The sequence below is a fragment of the Sulfolobus sp. B1 genome (genome assembly GCF_007050195.1).
Lineage (GTDB): Archaea > Thermoproteota > Thermoprotei_A > Sulfolobales > Sulfolobaceae > Saccharolobus.
This window is the reverse complement of record NZ_QIMI01000017.1, coordinates 1-20,367: the sequence shown is the minus strand read 5'-3', so window position 1 is coordinate 20,367 and position 20,367 is coordinate 1. Positions and strand designations below refer to the sequence as shown.

The following is a 20,367-nucleotide window of genomic DNA, read 5'->3' as shown; positions in this document are numbered from 1 at the left end:
TCCTAAAATTATCCACCCAAAGAATATGTATGCTACATACTTTTCTACACTCGGTAAGGAATAGAGAAATATATAAGCTGAGATTAATATAGCTAAAATGCTCACCACTATTTCACCTACTCGCTTAATGAATCTCTTTAAGGATATTCTAAAAAGTGAAAAGTTAGCTGACATATGTATAAAAATGTTGAAGAGTCCGGCAAGAGCGCCCAATGCTTGAAAAGTACCATATAAGCCTAATAAGTAACTGGATAGGGTAAGTCCTATAATGAAAAATACCGTGGATAAAGCTTCAGAGTATATAGGTCTTTCCTTGTTGACTTTAGAGAAGAATTTAGGTAAAAGTTCATCTTTAGACATTGCGTAGATTACTCGTGAAGAAGCTAACATATATGCCATTCCTCCTAGCATACCATCATTTATTGCTACAACGAGTATTCCTATTCTTTCTGGCAGGTTTAAGGTAGATAGTAGAAATTGAACAAGATTTCCAGTAAAATTTAGCGAGGCTAAAGCATAGAAGAAGAAAGATGATAGTAGACCTCCTACAAGAATTACAGAAATTGCAACCTCACCAACAGTTTTTTGTGCATACTTTACCTCACCGGATAGAGGAGTTATCGAACCATAGCCAGTTGGAATACCTAAACCAAATAGTATACCTTCAATGAATTTAGTTGTAATATCTTTTTCGCTAAAGATTGGTAAGTAAAAATGAAAGTTCGATAGATAAAGAAAGAAAACAGAGAGTAACACTATTCCTATCATTTCTACGATTCCAGATCCTATAGCATATTTTGACGATATTTTGACTCCAGACATGAAGATTATTGAGGCTAGTATAACAATAATAACAGATATGTAGAAAGGACTAAATCCAGTCATCAAGTATATTATGTAAGCACTTCCAGCAAGTAATGTGCCACCGTATGCAAAAGCGTAAATTATATAGTTCCAACCAGTAGAAAGTCCTAGTTTTTCCGTTAAACCATGAAAGGCATAAGTATAATACCCACCCGATCTTGTAAATCTCTTAGATAAGAAGTAAATAACGAGACCGTTCATTAAAACAACTATCGTTGCTCCAATCATGGCAAATGTTGATAGTAACCCGGCATAAAAGATCATAACAGTGCCAAAAGTTAATAACGAGATTAATGGCCCTTGACCTCCAAACGATATGAAGAACAATTCTCTAAATCTAATAACTCTCTTCAATTCCTTGTCTTTTTCCTCACTTTTTTCAACCATTAAGCTAATAATCTTTAGGTAATATAAAAAATTATGAGGATCATATCAACGGAGAAAGTTCCGGAAGAGTGTAAGAAGGTAATTAATGTTAAAGACGAAAACTTGACTGATAATGATTTTAGGGAGGCAGAGATATTATTGACGTGGCCTAGTAGAGTAAATAAAGACTTAATAAGCAAGATGCCTAATATAAAGGTAATACAGACTTTTTCAGCTGGCGTGGATGACTTAGATTTTTCTATACTTCCTCAAAACGTTAAAGTGTTTTCTAATGCTGGAGCTTACGCATTATCGGTAGCTGAACATACATGGGGGTTAATATTAGCATTAGCTAAAGGTGTAGGGACTAAAAAGAGGACTATTGTTTATGAAGTTACCGGTAAAACGTTATTAATATTAGGTGGAGGTGGTATAGGCTCAGAAGTTGCTAGAATTGGGAAGTCAGCTTTCAGAAATTACGTAGTAGGAATATCGAGGTCGTTTAAGAAGCCTGAATGGTTTGACGAGAAACATACTATTTCGATGTTAAGGCAAAAGATTAATGAAGCTGATATAATAGTTGATACGTTGCCACTAAATAAGCAAACTAAAAGTTTACTTAACTATGAATTACTAAAGAACGTTAAACCAAAAACGATAATAGTCAACGTAGGAAGAGGAGAAACAGTAGATGAGGAGGGAATTTATAAACTTTTGAGGGAAAGACCTGATGTCAGATTTGGTACTGATGTGTTTTGGAGAAAGAACGGAAAGGAAGATTTCTTCAATACTAAGCTTTGGGAGTTAGATAATTTTACAGGGACTTTACATACTGCTGGAGCTTATGGAAATGATGAAGTAATGAAAAGAGCTATGACGATCGCTTGTATGAATGTGAAAAAATATATAGATAGCGGTGTCGGAGATAATGAAGTGAGGAGAGAAGATTATGTTTGATAAATCTGCTGATAAACAGGTAGAAGAGTGGATAAAGGAATTAGGCTTATCCGTCAATAGGCCTCCGCAAGCTAAAGAATATTTTCACGTTTTGGTTGCTCCCCCTCAAGGTGGACCGGCCCTAAGCGTAATAAGAATTAACGAGAATTCAAAATTTTATGTGATAGCTATGGGAATAGCAATACATCCTACTCATATATCCTCATTGATGTCTATGAAAAAAGAGGAGAGAATAAAGTTTTTAATAGATCTCCAATTAGAGGCTTTAAGATATGGTGTAGACTTCGTAGCAATACCACCCAATCAAGAAGTGCCTAATGCTATACAGATATCAAGACCTTTGTTTGTGGAAAATTTGACAGCAAATGAATTCATAAAAACTTTATTAAACGTTAGAAATGCGGGAGTAAGTATTATGCTAAAGTTTGCTCAAAAATTCGGTCCTTATGAATCACAACAGAGTACTTCGTTAAGATACACGTAAAAATTTTTATTCTATTTTTAATATGAACTTACTACGTATGAGTGAGCTTAAGAGCATTTTATGGAAGATTATAGATAATGAAGCACCATTAGTTGATAGTGATATAGTAATGTATCACGTTAAGGAAGGTATATTAACTGAGGAAGATGTAAAAAAGTGGAGAGAGGCATTAAGGTTGCTAAGGGAAGCATATTATGATTCTTATAAGAACGAAAAGTTAGCGATTGAAAAAAGCCTTAAGGCTCTAGAGATTGTAAATTCAATAGTTCCTAAGAAACCTATGCCACCTGAAATGAAAATACGATTCGAAGATTTAAAGAAAAATATTGAGCTTATTGCTAAATTAAATAAATAGTTTTTGTTTAAAATGATGTACTTTTGATAGATGTTCTGCATTATCCCTTGAATAATAATATCTTTCTTTTATTCCTATAAGCTTAATTTAATATTTTTTAAGGGAACATCTTTTAAGCTTTTATGAAACTCCTCACCTTAATTTAGGAAAGTTTTTTAAACTTTTAGGACAGAAAAGCTTAAAGGGAAGTTATATGGACCTCAAGAAGGCAGCGTTGTCTTTTAAGGAGAATTATGCTCAAGCTATGGCTGTAACAGCACCGCTCGGTAGTGTTGTCTCAACTACTACTGCAGCTATTGCCTATGCAGGTTCTTCAGTGGTATTCACTACCTTCTTGTCTCTAGTTGCTAGTGCTCTATGGATTTATACGTTATCAATGTACACTAGAAAGATTGCGTCAGCGGGAGGTTATTATACTTTCAATTATGGGGCTTGGAGAAGTAAAAAGTTTGCATTTCTCGAAGCATTAACTGAAGCAGTAGCTTATATATTACTTAATGCGGTAAATGTTATAGCAATATATTCAATATTATCGGTCACGTCTAATTTACTGAATATTCATATTCCTACTTGGGTTTTATACCTATCCCTATTTTTAGCAGTAATATATCCGACTATTGCCTCGCTGATAGACATTAGAAAATTACTAGGATATATTGTGACTATTAGTGCTACAGCTGAAGCTATATTACTGATAGTATTATTTCTACTGTCGTTATCCAATGGATTTCATCTAGACTACTTCTTGCCAAAGTTTAGAAGCCCCGGAGACTTAGCCACAGCATTCGTTTTAACCACAGTAAGTATATCGGGTGCAGGAGCTTCAACTTACTTAGGAGAGGAGACGAAAGACCCTCATAAAAATGTAACGAAAGGTATGTGGCTTGCGTTGATAATAGGTGGGGCTTCAATGTTTCTAGGAACTTATGGTATAATCGCATTATGGTCTGGAGCCCTAACTAATATAACTAGTACTCCTCAACCATTATTTGTAGAAATGATAAGATATGGTAGTATAGCCTTGTTTATTTCACTAATCTTATCTATAAATAGTCTTCTTTCATCTAATATAGGCACTACAGTGGGCTCAGCAAGAATATTATATAACTTAGCTAGAGAGAATGCAGCACCGTCTATTTTTAGAAGGTTGAATCAAAAAGGAGAGCCCTTATTCGCAACCGTCATAGCCGGTGTTGCGACCGGTGTAATAACTATCGTTTCAATAAATCTTTTAGGTTTTCAGAGTGCTCTTAATGAGATAGCTGCTGTTGAGGGAATATTGTGGTTATTAGGAAGAATATTTGATGGATTTGGTGCACCTATTTTCTACTGGAGAATAGGTAACTTGAAATTAGGATATGTAATAATCCCAGTAATAGCTACTCTTATTAATTCATGGGGAGACATTCAGTCAATATTATCAATGGATATGGTTCAAATCTTTTCCCTTGCGTCATTTGGAGTTTTAACTGTAGTGTGGTATGCCTTAAAGGCTAGCAAGGGTAATCCTGGATCGTTGGTAGTTGATGAGAACAATAAAGTTATTACTATAGATGAGTATCTTAAAAAAGTTGTTAGTAGGTAATTTCTATTCCTCTACGTCTATATTTTAAACTTTTTAATATTGTTGAGAGTTATATTTAAAAATCTATTAGTTATATATTAACAATGTGAAAGTTGTAGTAGCGTTTGATGGATCAGATAGATCGAAAAAGGCGTTGTTTTTTGTTATAAGATTAATTAAATCTGATGACGAAATACATCTAGTTACAGTAATCAAAGAAGCACCTAAAAGTCCAGAACAAGTAATAATTGAAAGTGAGAAGAAGGCTTCAGAGATGCAAAACGAAGTAATTAAGGAGTTAGAAGGATATAGAGTAGTTTCTAAAATACTCGAAAGTAATGAGGTAGCAGAAGCATTAATTCAATATTGCAATAATATTGGTTGTGATTTAATAGTTTCTGGAAGTAGAGGTCTTACGGGTATTAAAAAAGCGATATTGGGAAGTGTGTCGAGTGAGCTTGTTTCTAAAGCTAATGTTCCAGTCTTAGTGGTAAAGTAATCGATATCGAAATCGAAAATCTTTTTAATTTAAAGATATATCTTATGTTCATGGATTTTGCGATACTTGTTCAAGATTTAACTAAGAATTATGGGGATATTATCGCATTGGATCACATTAATTTTGAAGTGAGGAGGGGAGAAGTATTTGGGCTTTTAGGACCTAATGGTGCTGGAAAGACCACTACGATAAAAATTCTTACTGGGCTAACCAAACCTACATCTGGTAAGGCTATCGTAGCTGGGTTCGATGTGGTCAGGGAACCAGTAGAGGTAAAGAAGAGAATAGGTTGGATAGCAGCAGAAGTCATAGTGGATGATGACTTAACAGCATGGGAGAATTTAGAGTTACAGGCTAAATTAGAGGGTTTAAAAGATTGGAAAGATAGGGCATCTGAATTATTAAAATACTTTGGTATTTATGAATTTAAGGATAAACAGGTAGGTAAATTCTCAACTGGCATGAGAAAAAAATTGGAGATATCTTTGGCTTTACTTAATTCTCCGGAAGTCATCTTTATGGATGAGCCAACAATCGGTTTAGATGTCTCAACTAGGAAGGCGTTGTGGGATATAATAAGGCAAATAAATAAGGACTTTCAAGTTAGTGTTTTACTTACTACTCATTATATGGAAGAGGCTGATTCTCTTTGTGAGAGAATAGCTATAATCAATAAGGGAAAAATCATAGCTATAGGGAGTCCTAATGACCTAAAGGAAAAATATGGTTCAGACATCATCGAGATAGAATATGAAGGAACAACTATCAACCTTAGTAAAATACAGAAATTTGGAGAGGTGATAGCAAACAACGGTAAGCTTAGGATTAGGACAAAAAATGCTGAAAATGTTTTACCAGAAGTTATTAGAGAAATATCTGACGTTAAACTAAAATCGATAAGATTATATAAGACTAGTTTAGATACTGTATTCCTATCCTTAACTGGAACTACAATAGATGAAGGAGAGTTTGATGCTAGAAGATTTTATATGACAATAAGGAGGGCTAGAAGATGATAGATAAGGTTATAGCTCTCTATGAGAGAGAGATGAAAAGGTTCTTTAGAAGTAGATACATGTGGATAATGATATTGGCTCAGCCAATAATGTGGATAGTATTCTTCGGTAGTAGCTTTTCACAAGTACCTAAAGAGTTTTTACAAACCTTCTTTCACACTAATGATTACATAGCCTTCATAGTGCCGGGGGAGTTATCAGTATCAATGATGATGGTAGGTTCATTCAGCTCAATGAGTCTAATTCAAGATAAAAGGCTGGGGTATTTAAGGAGGATCTTAATAACACCAACAAGGAAGTCGGCTATATTCTATGCTAAAGTGTTAGGAGGTATGACTAGAGGGCTAATACAAGTTCCAATAATGATAATAGCGAGTCTAGCATTAGGTGTAGCATATAATATAGATTGGATAGGACTCGTAGAGTGGTTAATAGGCTTAGTATTCCTTGGTATAGGATTCTCTTCACTTTACGGAATTATTACCGCTAATACCTCAGATTGGCAGGCGCCTGGTGTAGTGTCGAACTTATTGAATCTACCTTTAATGTTTTCAAGTACTGCATTATTTCCAGAGGCATTCTTTCCCTCTTGGCTAAAAACAATAAGTAATGGCAATCCTTTAACCTATGCAGCAGAATTAGGCAGAGATGCGTTACTATTCGGAGATCCGCCTAATCCATTATATTTGTTATACCTAGTAGCGTTTGGAATAATAATGCTGATAATAGGATCTTTAGTTATAGAAAAGTACTTAACTGTGGATTAAGCTTTAGAGTAAAAGAATTCTTTTACCTCCTTGCTAGTAGGTCTTTTAGAAGGATCCGGATCAACCATTGTTATTATGAAGTTAGCTATATCACTATCTATGTATCTTTTTAATATATTTAATCTCCTAATGTCATATAATTTGTAGTCTAAGAGATTCTCATCCTTATTTAACTCATATTTTTCCATAGCTTTTATCATCTCTGGACTATTTAAAGAACTTAAAGTGAGCAACTTATATATTGTTGCGCCAAGAGAGTATACATCTACTGTAGGAGATACACCACCATGTACTGAAGCTTTAATTAGGTCGAAGGGAGTATAAGCAGGAGTATAACTAAACGGTTTTTGTCCAGCCCTTACTGCAGAGCCTAAATCAGCTAATTTTACTAATATGTTATTTCCCCTTATTCTTTCATAAGCAGATTTTAAATCTGAGGGGAGCTTTTCACTGAACAATATATTTTGTGGTTTTACATCACAATGAACGTAACCTTCTGAATGTACAATTTCTAACGCTTCAGCCATCTTTGCAGATACTAAGATCACTAGCTTTTTCCAATATATATCCTTTATCAAGTTAGGATTTCTTATTAAACTATCTATAGACCCACCCTCCATGAGTTCTACCACAAGAAGTGGTGGTCTGGTTACATAATATTCATAATCGCCAGATAATATAGATTTAATATCATTTTGATCAGCATAAATGGCAAATAGCCTTACAATGTTAAGTGATTTGCTAGATAATTCAATGAGTTTAGAAGATTCTCCTACTATATCAACGATGTTGTTTAGATATTTGGGCAATGGTATTTTTAACGCAAATAATTTTCCTTCTCTCTCCCCCTTTAGGACGTAGCTAGTTCCTCCAATACCCATAATTTCTATAACCTTATATCCATGTATTTCTTTATTTAACCATACTTTTTCATCCCAATTATTAATGTCCAAAGGTCTATTATGTTCATTAGAGCACGCCCTTGAAAAACCTTTCTTACATGCTAATTCTAATAAACTTTCTTTATTAGTTTGGATTGCTAATTCATATAACATTTCTGGAGTGAGTCTATCAATATATTTTTCGATGATTTGGACGTTAGAGGGACTCCCAATTATGAGGCGGAAAGTGTTTATATCATTTTGAAATACGCAACATTGAATCACTTTTTCAATGCATTTTTGCGGTATGTATATCATATAATTTTTATAAAGTTCTATTGACTTGTTACAATCGCTTTTATTAATTTCTTTACACAGATTTTGTTTAAATCTTTGAGGATCTTTAACTAAAATTGAAGGATCTAGCTTAGCTTTCTTACTCCTAATAGGAAAAATCGCTGATAATAGTAATAGTACACCCACTGCTAATCCAACTATATTTAAGCCTAAGGGGTATGATAATAGTATGCTACTTAGGCTAAAAACTAGTAATGGGATTGAAAGAGGAAAAGTTACGTAAGATATTAGTCTTATTCCTCTATCTCTATTAGCTAAGACAATTGATAATGATGTTAATCCAACCCCTAACAGCGATAAAAGAGATGAAGAAAGGAGATAGTTATACACGAAATACGACATCATGAATACGTCTAAAATTGTATAGATTGTGCCTCCTATACCTCTCCTTGAAGCTAATTGGGTTTCTATGATTGCTCCCATTAATAGGAATATCTTATTCTGAATAGGCAAGAATGAATAAAATGTTAGATAAACTAATATTATAGCAAAGAATATAGCAAAAGGTTTTTCTATGAGTATCTTCTGGGTAAAAGTATATGTTAGAGCCAAGAGGCTAAAGAATAAGAGACCTAAGTCCGCTATAATTATTAGCTTAGGAGGAAAGGTTAAACCTCGTTGAAGAATTAATATTATAGCATATATCAAGCTAGGGAATCCTAAAAATCCCGTTATATACCTTAATACGTTACTTGTTTTCATGAGATAAGTATATTGTGATAAGGTTTAAAATTAGTTTAGCCTATACTAATCAGCAATGAATGCTAAGGAATTTGTTGTTATAGTTTTGTTATTCTTTCTAATTTCGGTTATTAGTGATTTTAATATATCGCATGCTAACTCTAATACGTATACGTTTAACATAAATTATGTACAATACTATATTAGAGATTCTAAAATATTCCTCTCTTACTCTCTTGAAAATAGGTCTATAGTTCAAAGTGAGTTAATATCATCAAATTTCACTACTACGTTTACTGGATTTTTAAATTTATCATACTTTTCGAATAATTGGACTTTGTCAATAAATACAAATTTACCTAACATATTTGCAGTAGTTTTGCAAGGCAAATACGTAATATGGTCTGGATTTGAAACAAATGGTATAAGTTTAATGTTACCGATTCCCTATCTAAATCAGTTAAGGATTACAATTATCGTAGCTAACGTTCCTGCAGTAATTTCAATAAACGAGACCATTTTACCTGGTGAAAGTGAATCCTTTCCTTTGCAACTTATCAACTTACATAATTTTATTATTAAGAATATTAGCGTGAAGGGTTTTTTGAGCTATAATTTACCTCAATTTGATAAACCAACTTATGCCATATTTCCATTTAATTATACATACGTGCCGGTTACAATTTATAACTCCACAAGTTACGTGGTAGAGATAATTAAGGGGATTAATGGAGTTCCGGTAGCTCAATTATCAATGATATATGATAATGGAATTACAATTTATACTTATAATAAAAGCGGATATTATGTTTATCCTTATGTTAAGAAGCTAGGATATTTTGTAATAACTAATGAAGGAGTAGAAACTCCATTTAGCGTTTTAGGCTCATTATATACTCCAAACTATAGCTTGGTTATCTTCAATACAACATACGGTAGTGTTATACAAAATGATACAATAACAATATTTCCTATAGATCCTCTGAATTCGAACTTAACTTTAACTTTCATTATTATAAATAATATACCTAGAATAGGTCTAATCAACTACTTTACACACAAAGGTATATATTTACTTAAAGGAAAATTTGACGTGATTGACACATCAAGCATTTTCATTGACGGCTATACTTTCTTTTACATTAGTAAACCATCAAACTATGTCCTTTTATCAAGAAATTTGGGATTCAACATAAATTCTTTAGCTCTAATATACTCTTTACTTATATCGTCTATATTGGTAATAGTAGCTCTCCTATTGATGAGATTAAATAGGAGTAGCTAACTCTATACCATAATTACAAAAGTTTAAGCATGCAAGGTAACTATATAAAATATATAGTTGACAATAGTCTATATTTAGTCTATAGGTTAAGTATATAATTCTGTGCAACATACATGAACTCGAGGAATTAGAAATGGGCAAAAATTACCAAAATCCCTTTGCTTCTTTAGATTCCATAAAGCTTTCCTTTAACCACATAAAGGTTTGGTACACATCCGGTATGGGGTTTTTTACTGATGCTTACGATCTTTTCATAATTAGTGCAATTTTAGATGTTTTTAAATACTTAAATAGTCCTAATTTTCCATTAAATGACTTTACAACTGGTTTGTTGGCTTCCTCGGCTTTAATTACTGCGATCATAGGTCAATTGGTATTTGGTTTTTTGGGCGATATTTTAGGGAGGAAGGCGATATACGGAGTAGAAGCGACATTAATGGCTATAGGTGCTTTGTTATCGGCATTAGCTCCTAATATATATTGGCTAATTGCATTTCGGTCTATAATGGGATTAGGAATAGGAGGAGATTATCCAATTTCTGCAACAATAATGAGTGAGTACGCTAACGTTAAAGACAGAGGAAAATTAGTTGCCTTGGTTTTCGCTAATCAAGGATTGGGTTCGTTAGCAGCTGTGGCAGTTGGAATAGGAGCCACGTTGGCTTTTCCGTTAGATCTGTCTTGGAGAATTATGGCTGGTATAGGTGCAATTCCAGCTTTGACAGTAATATATCTGAGGAGGAAAACACCTGAAACTCCTAGATATTCTTTACTGGCTAAAGGAGATGCGGAAAACGCTAAGAAGGCTGCAGAATTCTTAGGTGCAAAAATAGAAAATAACAAAACTGTAGTATCGAAGCCCTTATCGGTTAAAGAGTTTATCTCTAAATACTGGATCACTTTAATCGGTACTGCAATTCCATGGTTTATATTAGATATAGCGTTTTATGGCACTGGAATTTACTCAGGTACAATAACTCAGTTAATATTAGGTAAGCCATCTTCTTTGCCTAATCTTATTTTAGAACAAGGACTACCATACATGGTCGGGTTTTTTGGGTATTTTACAGCAGTAGCTTTGATGGATAGATTGGGAAGGAAGCTAATACAAGTTCAAGGGTTTATACTAATGAGTGTAATCTACACGATTGTAGCTCTCATGCTAGTCGTAAGCGGGACTAAAGTCACTGGATTACTAGTACCGGCAGAAATAGCTTTCTTAATATACGCCTTTTCGTTCTTCTTTATAGACTTTGGCCCTAATACTACTACTTTTGTAATACCATCTGAGGTATATCCAACTAGGGAAGAACAAAAATAAATATATACTCTAAAACCCTTTTGACTTTATATCATTTAAAACCCTTTCACCTAATTCAGTTATAGCACAAGTTTCTCTATCCAACCTTTTTACTAGACCGTTCTTTTCCAATTTTAGAATGTAATTTTTTACGACCTTCCTGCTAACATTAAGTTCAGATGCAAGTGTTTCTATCTTAACTTGTCCACCGTTTTTTACTAATAACTCTAAGAGTTTCACTACATTATATCTGCATTTTGAATTTAGTATATCGTAATTATCATCATTAACAAATAAAATAGGTAAAACCCAAGCATATGGACACGATGTTCCACTAACTTTATGGTACTTTAATGTGAATATAATTAAATGTAATAAGATTATACTACCAATTATGCGAACTCTTTTTTCATTATCCATTATGTTTCTAACTCAAAACTAATATATAATTCCTCCTCTTAAAACCAATTCTTTAGAATCTTACGGCTATTGGTAAGTTTGAGCATAACATTTATTAACAACTGGTTATTTACTTATTTAAGTAAAAACAATAGCCCAAACTACGATTATACTTTGCTATACACAAGTAAATTTAAATACTCGCTATCAAAAGAATAGTCGTGAGTGGAAGATCAACTGTATTTGTAAGAGAAACCTCTGGGTTAGTAAAGAATGTATCAACGTTAGATGCAGTAGCTTTAAACATAGGGAATATGTCGGCTGGGGTTGCCCTCTTTGAATCCATATCCCCGTATATTCAACCCGGTGGAGTATTGTGGCTAGCGTCATTAATAGGTTTTCTATTCGCAATTCCCCAGTTGATAGTTTATGTTTACTTGAATACCAAAGTGCCTAGAACTGGAGGAGATTACGTATGGATTTCAAGAAACTTAAATGGAGGACTAGGGTCAGCTATGGCTATGGCACTAATGATAGAATCAACTGCATACTTCGCCTTAATAGCATTCTTCACTTCTTCAGCGATAAACACAGTATTAACAGTTATCGGAGAGTATCAGCATTCCACCTCGCTCCTATACATAGCCAACAACGTAATAGTTAATCCTTACGTAACTACACCAACTCTTACTCAAAACTTAATAATATACGGAATATCAGCACTAGTTTTTATAATAATAATACTGATGAATATTTTCAAAGCAAAATGGGGATATCATATAGTAACAGTTCTAGGAATATTTTCAATATTTAGCCTTGTGTTAGCTATGATAGTATTAGGTGTTAATGCCGGAGACTTTTACTCTAAAATATCCACCTTTATATCAGCTAATAACTTAAACGTTAGTATACCGTCAACTAAGCAATCTTTCTTACCTCCATCTATCTCAATAACAGCTACGCTCTTCCTTTTACCGTTCTTCGCTCTATATACCTATCCATGGATGCAGGCAGGACCCGCAGTATCAGCAGAATTCAAAGGTAAAAAGGTATTAAAGTGGAACCTACCCATAGCGTTAATAATGACCGGACTACTCGTGACAGGAGCTTTCTTAGAAATGGACGTAGTAGGTGGATATAGTTTTAACCTACAAGCATATCCAACTGTCATTTATAACTTCTGGACAGCTTCCATAGCAGTAGCATCAAATCCAATATTGCAATGGATAATTGGTTTAGGATTAATTGCTTGGAATATTTACATTTTAGCATATGGAGTAATAGTATTTTCTAGATACGTATTCGCCTTATCTTTTGACAGAGTCTTACCGGAAAAGTTTAGTAATGTTAATAAAAACGGGTCTCCAGTTTTTGCCCATGTACTAGACTTAGGCTTAACTCTTGGGTTATTGTTAATTCCAGTGTTCTCGTTATCTGCAGCCTTAGCTTTATATGGAGCTACCATACTTGGAAGTTTGTACTTCCTTATCGTCAGTGTAGCAGGCGTTAAAGTGGGATATAAGGATAGAAACCATTTATTAACAATAGCTGGAATCGTATCTGCAGGATACTTCGCGTATTTAACGTACATAGCTGCTACAAATCCAGATTTTGGATTTATGCAAGCCAACAATACTCCTAATTTAATAACTACAAGTTTCGTAATATGAACCTTAATTGTAAGCTTCCTAATTTATCACATTGCAAAAATAAGTAATAAGAGAAAGGGTATTGATATAAGTTTAGCTTTTAAGGAAATTCCACCAGAATAAAGATTATTATTTTTTATAAATTTTTATACCATCTGAATTAATTATTGGAGTATTTCCAAATTTTCCAAATCTGTCACCTATAATAGAGTTTAACGGAACTCCATCAATTCCTATTAAATTTGACTTAAAAGTGAATAGTAATCCTTTAGGTAATGAACTATCTACCTTAAACTTAACTTTTACTCTACCATACTTGCTTATTATATAGCCCTCGCCCTCTACTTCTGAGTTATAGATTAAACACTGCTTATCTCCGTAAGTTTCCTTAAACTGACTATTTGTATAATTTGGATGGGACGAAAAAACTATTACATAATCTTTAGGAATTACTAATTTATCCTTATCTGGCAAAGGCTCTACCCTTATCTTACTATTAGGGTACTTGACAGAGAGCTTAACATATCCCTTAGCTTTTAATTCGTTTATATCAACTCCTGTCGCATATTCTATAGCCTTAAACTCATTTTCATATACTAGATCATCATATATTTCTAGCTTTTTAGCTAATTTCCTCATGAGCTCAACTTCAGATATGCCTCTCTTAGGGAACATTGGCCTATTATATACTAGATAGTTATGCCAATAACTATAAACTACGTCTTCCTTCTCTAAATAAGTAGGAGCAGGTAAAACTACGTTTGCTATTTTAGCTGTCTCAGACCAAAAGGGATCATGGACAACCAGAAATAATTTACCCTCTTCAACTGCTTCATAAATCCTATCAGACATTGGTAAGGAGTGAAGGGGATTCGAGTTCCATACAAACATAAAACTTATTTTCTCCTCCTCTATTTCTTTTCCTACCTCAGCCATCTTAACTATTCTAGATGGGGAGTATTTATGTAACCCCCTTAAATATTTGAAATTTATCCCTAAACCTTGAGAGTTTGCATAATAAAAACCGTTTCTCATACCTAATAAAGCTGGTATTAAAGATATCATCGAGATCGCATCTCCACCATTTAAAGACCTACCTAAAGCAAAACCTATAATCGTTAAAGGCTTTTTATTATAGTAAAACTCTGCAAGATGTTCTATACTTTCCCTACTTAGACCAGTTCTTTGAATTATTTCTTCGTCATCGAAACTATTGACATACTCCTTTAGTTTTTCTGGGTAGTCTAAGAGAGAAGTATCAGCTAACCCCCTTATGAATAGTGCCTTAATTATACCTACAGCTAAGTATACATCAGACCCTGGTCTTACTATATAATGCTCCTCACTTCTCTTTGCAGTCTCACTCATCCTAACATCTATTACGATTTTATACTTATCCTTGATTAGACTCCAACCATGGATAAAACTAAATACTGTTTCACTTCCCCAAATCACAAAGGAATTGAACTTAACGAAATCTTCCGGCAAAGCGCCAACTGAGTTCCCGTAATGTGATTTTATTGCTTCATGCCCCTCGGCGCTGCATATTGAATAATCAATTGACGCAGTCTGCATTACATTCCAGAGCCTAGCTGGAAAGTACCATGTTAGAAGTCCTTGATTACCATCGTATTCTACATGAACTATTTGATCTCTCCTTCTTTTTCTTATCTCTTTTACCACGTAATCAATAGCTTCATCTATACTAACTTCTTTACCCTCAATCAAAGCTGAGGTTATTCTGTTTTTATCATTTCTTTTCAAATCTGCAATTCCCCTAGAACACGTGAATCCTTGAAAAGGAAAAATATCCAGAGGTTTATGACTATCATCAAATATGCAAGTATCATAGCAGTCTCTCGTACAAGCATGAACCATTACGTATATGATATTTAAATTAATATTTAAGTATAGCTCATGTACTTATTTTTCTATATAATGCGTCCCTCCTAAATGAGATAAGAGCTTACGATAATTACATTCTTTTGCATAAGGATGAAAAAATATATATCTAAAAAACATATTATGCATCCTTGAATGAAGAAAGCGACCGTATCTGAAATGTGAAGAAATTCCTTTAAGCTGAAAATTTTATCAATATTGCGATTAAAATAGTATATATGAGAAATAATGATATGCCCTCATTTATTTTAATATTTCTATCTTTCAATATTCCAAGGAAAATTATCGTTGCGAATAAAATCATTATTAATTCCAATACGGAAGAACGTAAACTGATGGTTTGACTAATCCCAATAATGCTCAGCAAAAGCGTCATGTTTTCCAGCTTACTACCCATGAAGTTGATTATGGCAGTTGTTGCATCTGAAGGTGAGCTTGAAATTAACTTTACCGCAATTAGGTTTTCCCCAAGCTCTCCTGCAAGAGGTGTTAGAAGTACTGTTATTAAAAATGTTGGAACCCCTAATATCTCAGCAGTATTAATTACTGATATTATGAAATATTTCGTAATAAAAATTAGTAAAAATCCGCCTATTAGTAAATATATTATACCTCTCTTTACATTATTTTTTGAAAACGAATCTCGTCTACTGGAATAATTTTTATATCTTTTGAAAACATAAAATGCGTAGATGAATAGTAGACATAATGATAAATATATGTTAAGCTTCCCATAAATTATAGAAATTAATAAGACTAACGTAGCAACCACTAGTGAGTAGTACTCTATATTTATTTCCCCCTCTAGCTGTATAACTTTCGATCTATATTTAATGTAATAGACAATTGACACTACCCCAAGGCCTAAAGTAAATAGCAATATGTTACCTCCCAACGCTGAACCTAATGCCACCTCATAAAAACCATTTAGTAATGCCTCGGTTACAATAATGGTTTCTGGCAAGGCATTGATGATGCCTAAAATTACTCCGCCCGTTATACCTTTACCGAACCTCTTTTCGAGTTCGATTGTACCTTTAGACATTAGATCAGAGGCTAAAGCGACTAAAAGCATCAAAATAATTAATTGAAGTATGGAAAACCCATACAACTTAATAAAAAATTAGGCTTCGTATCTTATAAATTATCATGGTTAATTATTACAAATATTCCCAAATACCTTTACCCTTATAATTATAGACTATTGACTTATACGCAGTAACGTATTGAATAGTATAACCAATACCTTCTCTTCCAATACCGGAATCCTTTCTACCTCCAAATGGGAAGTAGCCTATTCCATGTCTTGGGTAATCGTTAATATATATTGCTCCTACCTCTAAGAATCTTTGCAATTTTCTTATCTTGTTAATATCTTTGCCAAATATTGCTGCATCAAGACCATATCTCCTCGAATTCGAGATCTCTATAGCCTCATCAATGTTCTTTATTTTAATTAAAAGAGCTACAGAAGCAAAGACCTCTTTGTTATATAAATAGATATTCTTTAATGAATCTTTTGGAACCTCAATAAGGGCTGGTTCAATATAAGTTGGTCCTAATCTTTTGCCTCCAAATAATATTTTACCTCCTTTCTCCACAGCATCTTTAATTCCATTTTCCCACTCATCAGCCGTTTTAGGATCTATTATTGGTCCAACAGTAGTAGTGGGTTCTCTAGGATCTCCTACTCTGACAGTTTTTTCCATTTCCTTTACTAACAAGTCCTTCAGAGTATCGTAAACTTCTTCTTCCACTAAGACTATTTTTATCGAATCACATCTTTGACCTGTATAACTGATTATACCACTAACTATTCTTTGAGCAGCCCAAGCTAGGTCCGCATCACTTAAAACTATTGCTGGATCCCCTCCACCTAATTCCATTATGAATTGTTTAATACCGGCATTTTTTATTACCACTTCGCCAGTTTCAGTGCTGCCAGTCAAAGAAATAGCTTGTATTCTTTTATCCGCAACTATATTATTCATTTCTTTCCCAGGTACAGTTAGTATTGCAAAAGAGTCTTTAGGAAAACCAGCTAACTCCATCACTTTACCTAACATTAGCATGGGAATTGGCGTTGAAGATGGTGGCTTTAACAGTATAGCATTACCTATAACTGTAGTATAAACTATCTTATTTACAGTATCAAATAATGGATAATTGAAAGGAACTATAGAGAGAACTACACCAATCGGCTCTCTCCTTACTATTGCTTCTGTTTCCAATGTTTCAGAACTCCAATCACCCGGTACATAGTCTCCTCTAGTCTCTCTCACATCAAGGTCAGCTCTTGATAGTCTCTCTATCGCAGCGTTAACTTCACCATCTGCTGAAGCTCTGGTTTTGCCATTATTAATCATTAAGGCATTCACGAAATCATCTCTAAATTTTTCAATTAACGAGGCCATTCTATCAAAGATTTTTAGCCTCTTCTCTCCTGGAGTATCCCTTATGCTCCATTTTCCTTTCTTGTAAATTACTTCCAGCGTATTATCTATTTGATTCCAACTAATTTTAGGTACCTTAGCAATCAAATTCAAATCTATTGGACTTACAACGTCCTGCCATTCGTCTCCACCTATCCATTGTCCAGCTAGATAGGTCTTAAAATAAGGAATACCATCCTTGACTTCATATATATCGCTAAGCTCTTTAGACTTTATCGCTAGAGAAGTTTTTTCCATATTCTAAATTATTTCTAAACAAAAATTTAAGCATTAACCTTTACATCTAAAACTCTTTTAAAAATCTTTCTACGTCCTCAGTTGTCGGCGTAATTTCGTTATCCCCTCTAACCGTTACTACAAGGGTTGAAGCCACTATACCATGTTCAAGAGAATATTCTATATCTTTACCTTTAAGGTGAAGTGAGACAAAAGTACCGGCCATAGCATCCCCGGCACCAGTAGGATCTTCCACTGGAACTTTATATGCTTCTCTGAACACTTTTATATCGTCTTTAAAGGCTATAGCACCCTTAGAACCTAGTTTATATAATAAAACCTTAACACCTAATTCCTTATACTTCTTGTAAGCTTCATCGGGGTCCCTAATATCTAAGAGGATTTTAGTATCGTCAGGGTCAGTTATTAAAACTTCTATATCAAACTTCTTCAATAGCTCAAGAATAGTTTCCTTAGCCTTATCTGCAGACCACAGCTTAAGCCTAATATTAGTATCAAAACTTCTTTTCTTTCCTAACTCGAATGCCTTAAATACTGCGTCTCTCGAATTATCACTAATAGCTAATGTTATTCCGCTAGAATGAACTAAGGAAGCTGACTTTACGTAATCTTCATTTATATCATCGGGAGAAAGTTTGCTACCTGCACTCCCCTTTCTATAGTAAATCAATTCACTTTTAGTTGGTATTGGATATCCTCTCTGGACAAAGTATATGCCAGTAAAGGACTCATCTACCTTAATATGTGACACATCAACCCCTTGTGATCTAGCATATTCTATAATATTCCTGCCAAACTCATCATTACCCACTTTAGCTATTAGCCCACAGCTTAAATGATTTCTTATAACAGCAATGCAAAAGTTTAATTCAGAGCCTGCTACATGCTTCTCAAAATAATTTACAAACCTTAGTGGACCTAAAGTAAAAGAATTGAATTGAATGAGAGGCTCTCCTAATGTTACTATATCAACCATAGTTATTCTTTTATCACTTTCAGCTCTATAAGCTTAGTTTTTAACGTTGAAACTTTCCTAATTAGCTCACTTTCTTCCTCGGTGGTTAATGGGAATATAGGAGGTCTAGGATAACCTACATCGTATCCTTGGAAATACTTTGTTAAAATATAATTTGCCGATAGACTTCCAAAAGCTCTAGATATCTCAACTACCTCATCAAGAACAAATTGGATTTTTATTGCCTCATCAATCCTCTTCTCGCTAGCCAGTTTCTTAATAGTTAATGTGACCTCTGGCAAATAATTAGAGGCAGCTGTTACACTGCCATTTAAGCCTGTGGAGATAGCCGTAGCAATTAGCATATCTGAGCCATTATACACTATCATATTTGGATTAAATCTCTTATAATCTAGTGAGTGGATTAGGTTATCATTAGTATCCTTTACTCCAGATATGCATCCGATCTCTTTAGCGATTTTACCATCAATATCTTTTCCAGTTGCGGCTGGGTAATTATATAAATACACTGGATGAGGAGACTTCTCACATAGAGTCTTGAAATATTTTATTAGATGCTTCTCTGGTAGTCTTGGATAATAATAAGGAGCATAGGAGGCTATGCCTACGATATCATAATCCTTACTTAGTGTCGCTAACTTTATGGCATCATCAATATTTAAACTACCAACTTGAAATATCACCTTATCAGTAACATCATAGATTACCTTTAAGTTTTCCAACTTCTCCTCTGGGGTTAAAGATGGGCCTAAGCCAGTAGTACCATTTACGAACAACACGTCTATCCCTTTTCTCACTAAATTTTCAGCGTGAGACTTCAATATTTCCTTATCAACTTTATTATCCTTAGTGAAAGGCGTTATTATGGGAGTGACAATCTCTGCCATTTTAGACACCATAACTCTTCCACGTTCCTTTGACTACCCACACGGGTTCTTCTTTGACTTCTAGTGGAGTAGGCTCTGCTCTTAGTTCTTCTATTAACTTTTCATTAACGCTTACGCCTATGCCAGGTTTGTTTGGAACATTAACATATCCATTTTCAACTGGAGTTCCGTTAAATACTAGATCTCTTTTCCACTGGGGGAACCAGTCATAAAAGTTCTCTAATAGATATAGGTTAGGTGTAACTGCACTTAATTGTAAGGAAACTGCATTTTGAATTGAGCCAAATGCATTATGAAAAGCTATTTCCACGTCATTAGACTCAGCTAATTTGACCACCTTACTGGCTATCGTAACACCACCAATATTAGTTATATCAGGTTGTAAAATATTTACACCTTCATTTATATAAAACATCGCTTCCTTTAGACTCAATATTCTTTCTCCTAGTGCTATTTTTAGGTTTGTGTTTTTTCTGTATTTTTTTAGT

The 20,367-nt window shown here is 34.0% G+C and carries 17 protein-coding genes and 2 pseudogenes; 10 read left to right on the top strand and 9 right to left on the bottom strand.

The window, feature by feature from the left end:
- Nucleotides 1-1,251 (bottom strand): APC family permease (locus tag DMP16_RS02445; RefSeq protein WP_143576862.1); only part of this gene is annotated, 1,251 nt, incomplete at its 3' end.
- 33 nt (nt 1,252-1,284) lie between these two features.
- On the opposite strand from DMP16_RS02445, the gene DMP16_RS02440 reads away from it, so the two are divergent.
- From DMP16_RS02440 to DMP16_RS02410, 7 genes are all read left to right on the top strand, one after another.
- On the top strand, nt 1,285-2,187 hold the full coding sequence (locus DMP16_RS02440) for a glycolate dehydrogenase (protein ID WP_069282727.1): 903 nt from the start codon (nt 1,285-1,287) through the stop codon (nt 2,185-2,187).
- A complete protein-coding gene (locus DMP16_RS02435) occupies nt 2,180-2,671 on the top strand; it encodes a DUF2299 domain-containing protein (protein ID WP_069282728.1) in 492 nt (163 codons plus the stop codon). Before DMP16_RS02440 ends, DMP16_RS02435 begins: the two co-directional genes overlap by 8 nt.
- Nucleotides 2,672-2,708: 37 nt before the next feature.
- Nucleotides 2,709-3,026, top strand: coding sequence for a hypothetical protein (locus DMP16_RS02430; RefSeq protein ID WP_069282729.1), 318 nt, complete (start codon nt 2,709-2,711; stop codon nt 3,024-3,026).
- Between the two features lie 193 nt (nt 3,027-3,219).
- Nucleotides 3,220-4,611: an APC family permease gene (locus DMP16_RS02425; protein ID WP_069282730.1), complete on the top strand. Its 1,392-nt coding sequence runs from the start codon at nt 3,220-3,222 to the stop codon at nt 4,609-4,611.
- An 85-nt stretch (nt 4,612-4,696) separates the two neighbouring features.
- On the top strand, nt 4,697-5,089 hold the full coding sequence (locus tag DMP16_RS02420) for a universal stress protein (protein WP_069282731.1): 393 nt from the start codon (nt 4,697-4,699) through the stop codon (nt 5,087-5,089).
- 50 nt (nt 5,090-5,139) lie between these two features.
- Complete coding sequence (locus DMP16_RS02415; protein WP_069282732.1) at nt 5,140-6,105, top strand: ATP-binding cassette domain-containing protein; 966 nt, start codon at nt 5,140-5,142, stop codon at nt 6,103-6,105.
- Nucleotides 6,102-6,872, top strand: a complete 771-nt coding sequence (locus DMP16_RS02410; protein ID WP_069282733.1) for an ABC transporter permease — start codon at nt 6,102-6,104, stop codon at nt 6,870-6,872. The genes DMP16_RS02415 and DMP16_RS02410 overlap by 4 nt, the downstream gene beginning before the upstream one ends.
- Here the strand turns inward: DMP16_RS02410 and DMP16_RS02405 are convergent.
- Nucleotides 6,869-8,812, bottom strand: a complete 1,944-nt coding sequence (locus DMP16_RS02405) for a protein kinase (protein WP_143576861.1) — start codon at nt 8,810-8,812, stop codon at nt 6,869-6,871. The two genes, DMP16_RS02410 and DMP16_RS02405, sit on opposite strands and share 4 nt — an antisense overlap.
- 55 nt (nt 8,813-8,867) lie before the next feature.
- Here DMP16_RS02405 and DMP16_RS02400 point away from each other — a divergent pair, with 55 nt between their 5' ends.
- Both DMP16_RS02400 and DMP16_RS02395 read left to right on the top strand, forming a co-directional pair.
- Nucleotides 8,868-10,076: a hypothetical protein gene (locus DMP16_RS02400; protein ID WP_069282735.1), complete on the top strand. Its 1,209-nt coding sequence runs from the start codon at nt 8,868-8,870 to the stop codon at nt 10,074-10,076.
- Nucleotides 10,077-10,209: 133 nt separating this feature from the next.
- Nucleotides 10,210-11,382 (top strand): annotated as a pseudogene (locus tag DMP16_RS02395) (MFS transporter); the annotation flags it as partial.
- Between the two features lie 24 nt (nt 11,383-11,406).
- Here the strand turns inward: DMP16_RS02395 and DMP16_RS02390 are convergent.
- Nucleotides 11,407-11,796, bottom strand: a complete 390-nt coding sequence (locus DMP16_RS02390) for a helix-turn-helix domain-containing protein (RefSeq protein WP_069282725.1) — start codon at nt 11,794-11,796, stop codon at nt 11,407-11,409.
- A 200-nt stretch (nt 11,797-11,996) separates the two neighbouring features.
- Here DMP16_RS02390 and DMP16_RS02385 point away from each other — a divergent pair.
- Nucleotides 11,997-13,547: pseudogene (locus DMP16_RS02385) on the top strand (APC family permease).
- Nucleotides 13,548-13,553: 6 nt separating this feature from the next.
- Here the strand turns inward: DMP16_RS02385 and DMP16_RS02380 are convergent.
- The 6 genes from DMP16_RS02380 to DMP16_RS02355 all read right to left on the bottom strand — a co-directional run.
- Nucleotides 13,554-15,302 carry a molybdopterin-dependent oxidoreductase gene (locus DMP16_RS02380; RefSeq protein WP_069282723.1) on the bottom strand — a complete coding sequence of 583 codons (1,749 nt, stop codon included), beginning with the start codon at nt 15,300-15,302 and terminating at the stop codon, nt 13,554-13,556.
- Nucleotides 15,303-15,501: 199 nt separating this feature from the next.
- Nucleotides 15,502-16,437, bottom strand: coding sequence for a sodium:calcium antiporter (locus DMP16_RS02375; protein WP_143576860.1), 936 nt, complete (start codon nt 16,435-16,437; stop codon nt 15,502-15,504).
- 49 nt (nt 16,438-16,486) lie between these two features.
- A complete protein-coding gene (gene gapN, locus DMP16_RS02370) occupies nt 16,487-18,016 on the bottom strand; it encodes an NADP-dependent glyceraldehyde-3-phosphate dehydrogenase (RefSeq protein WP_069282722.1) in 1,530 nt (509 codons plus the stop codon).
- 46 nt (nt 18,017-18,062) lie between these two features.
- Nucleotides 18,063-18,992: a bifunctional 2-dehydro-3-deoxygluconokinase/2-dehydro-3-deoxygalactonokinase gene (gene kdgK, locus DMP16_RS02365; protein ID WP_069282721.1), complete on the bottom strand. Its 930-nt coding sequence runs from the start codon at nt 18,990-18,992 to the stop codon at nt 18,063-18,065.
- A gap of 2 nt (nt 18,993-18,994) precedes the next feature.
- Nucleotides 18,995-19,879, bottom strand: a complete 885-nt coding sequence (locus tag DMP16_RS02360; RefSeq protein ID WP_069282720.1) for a bifunctional 2-dehydro-3-deoxy-phosphogluconate/2-dehydro-3-deoxy-6-phosphogalactonate aldolase — start codon at nt 19,877-19,879, stop codon at nt 18,995-18,997.
- 1 nt (nt 19,880) lies between these two features.
- Nucleotides 19,881-20,367: enolase C-terminal domain-like protein (locus DMP16_RS02355; protein ID WP_304948032.1), on the bottom strand; the 487-nt coding region annotated here is incomplete at its 5' end.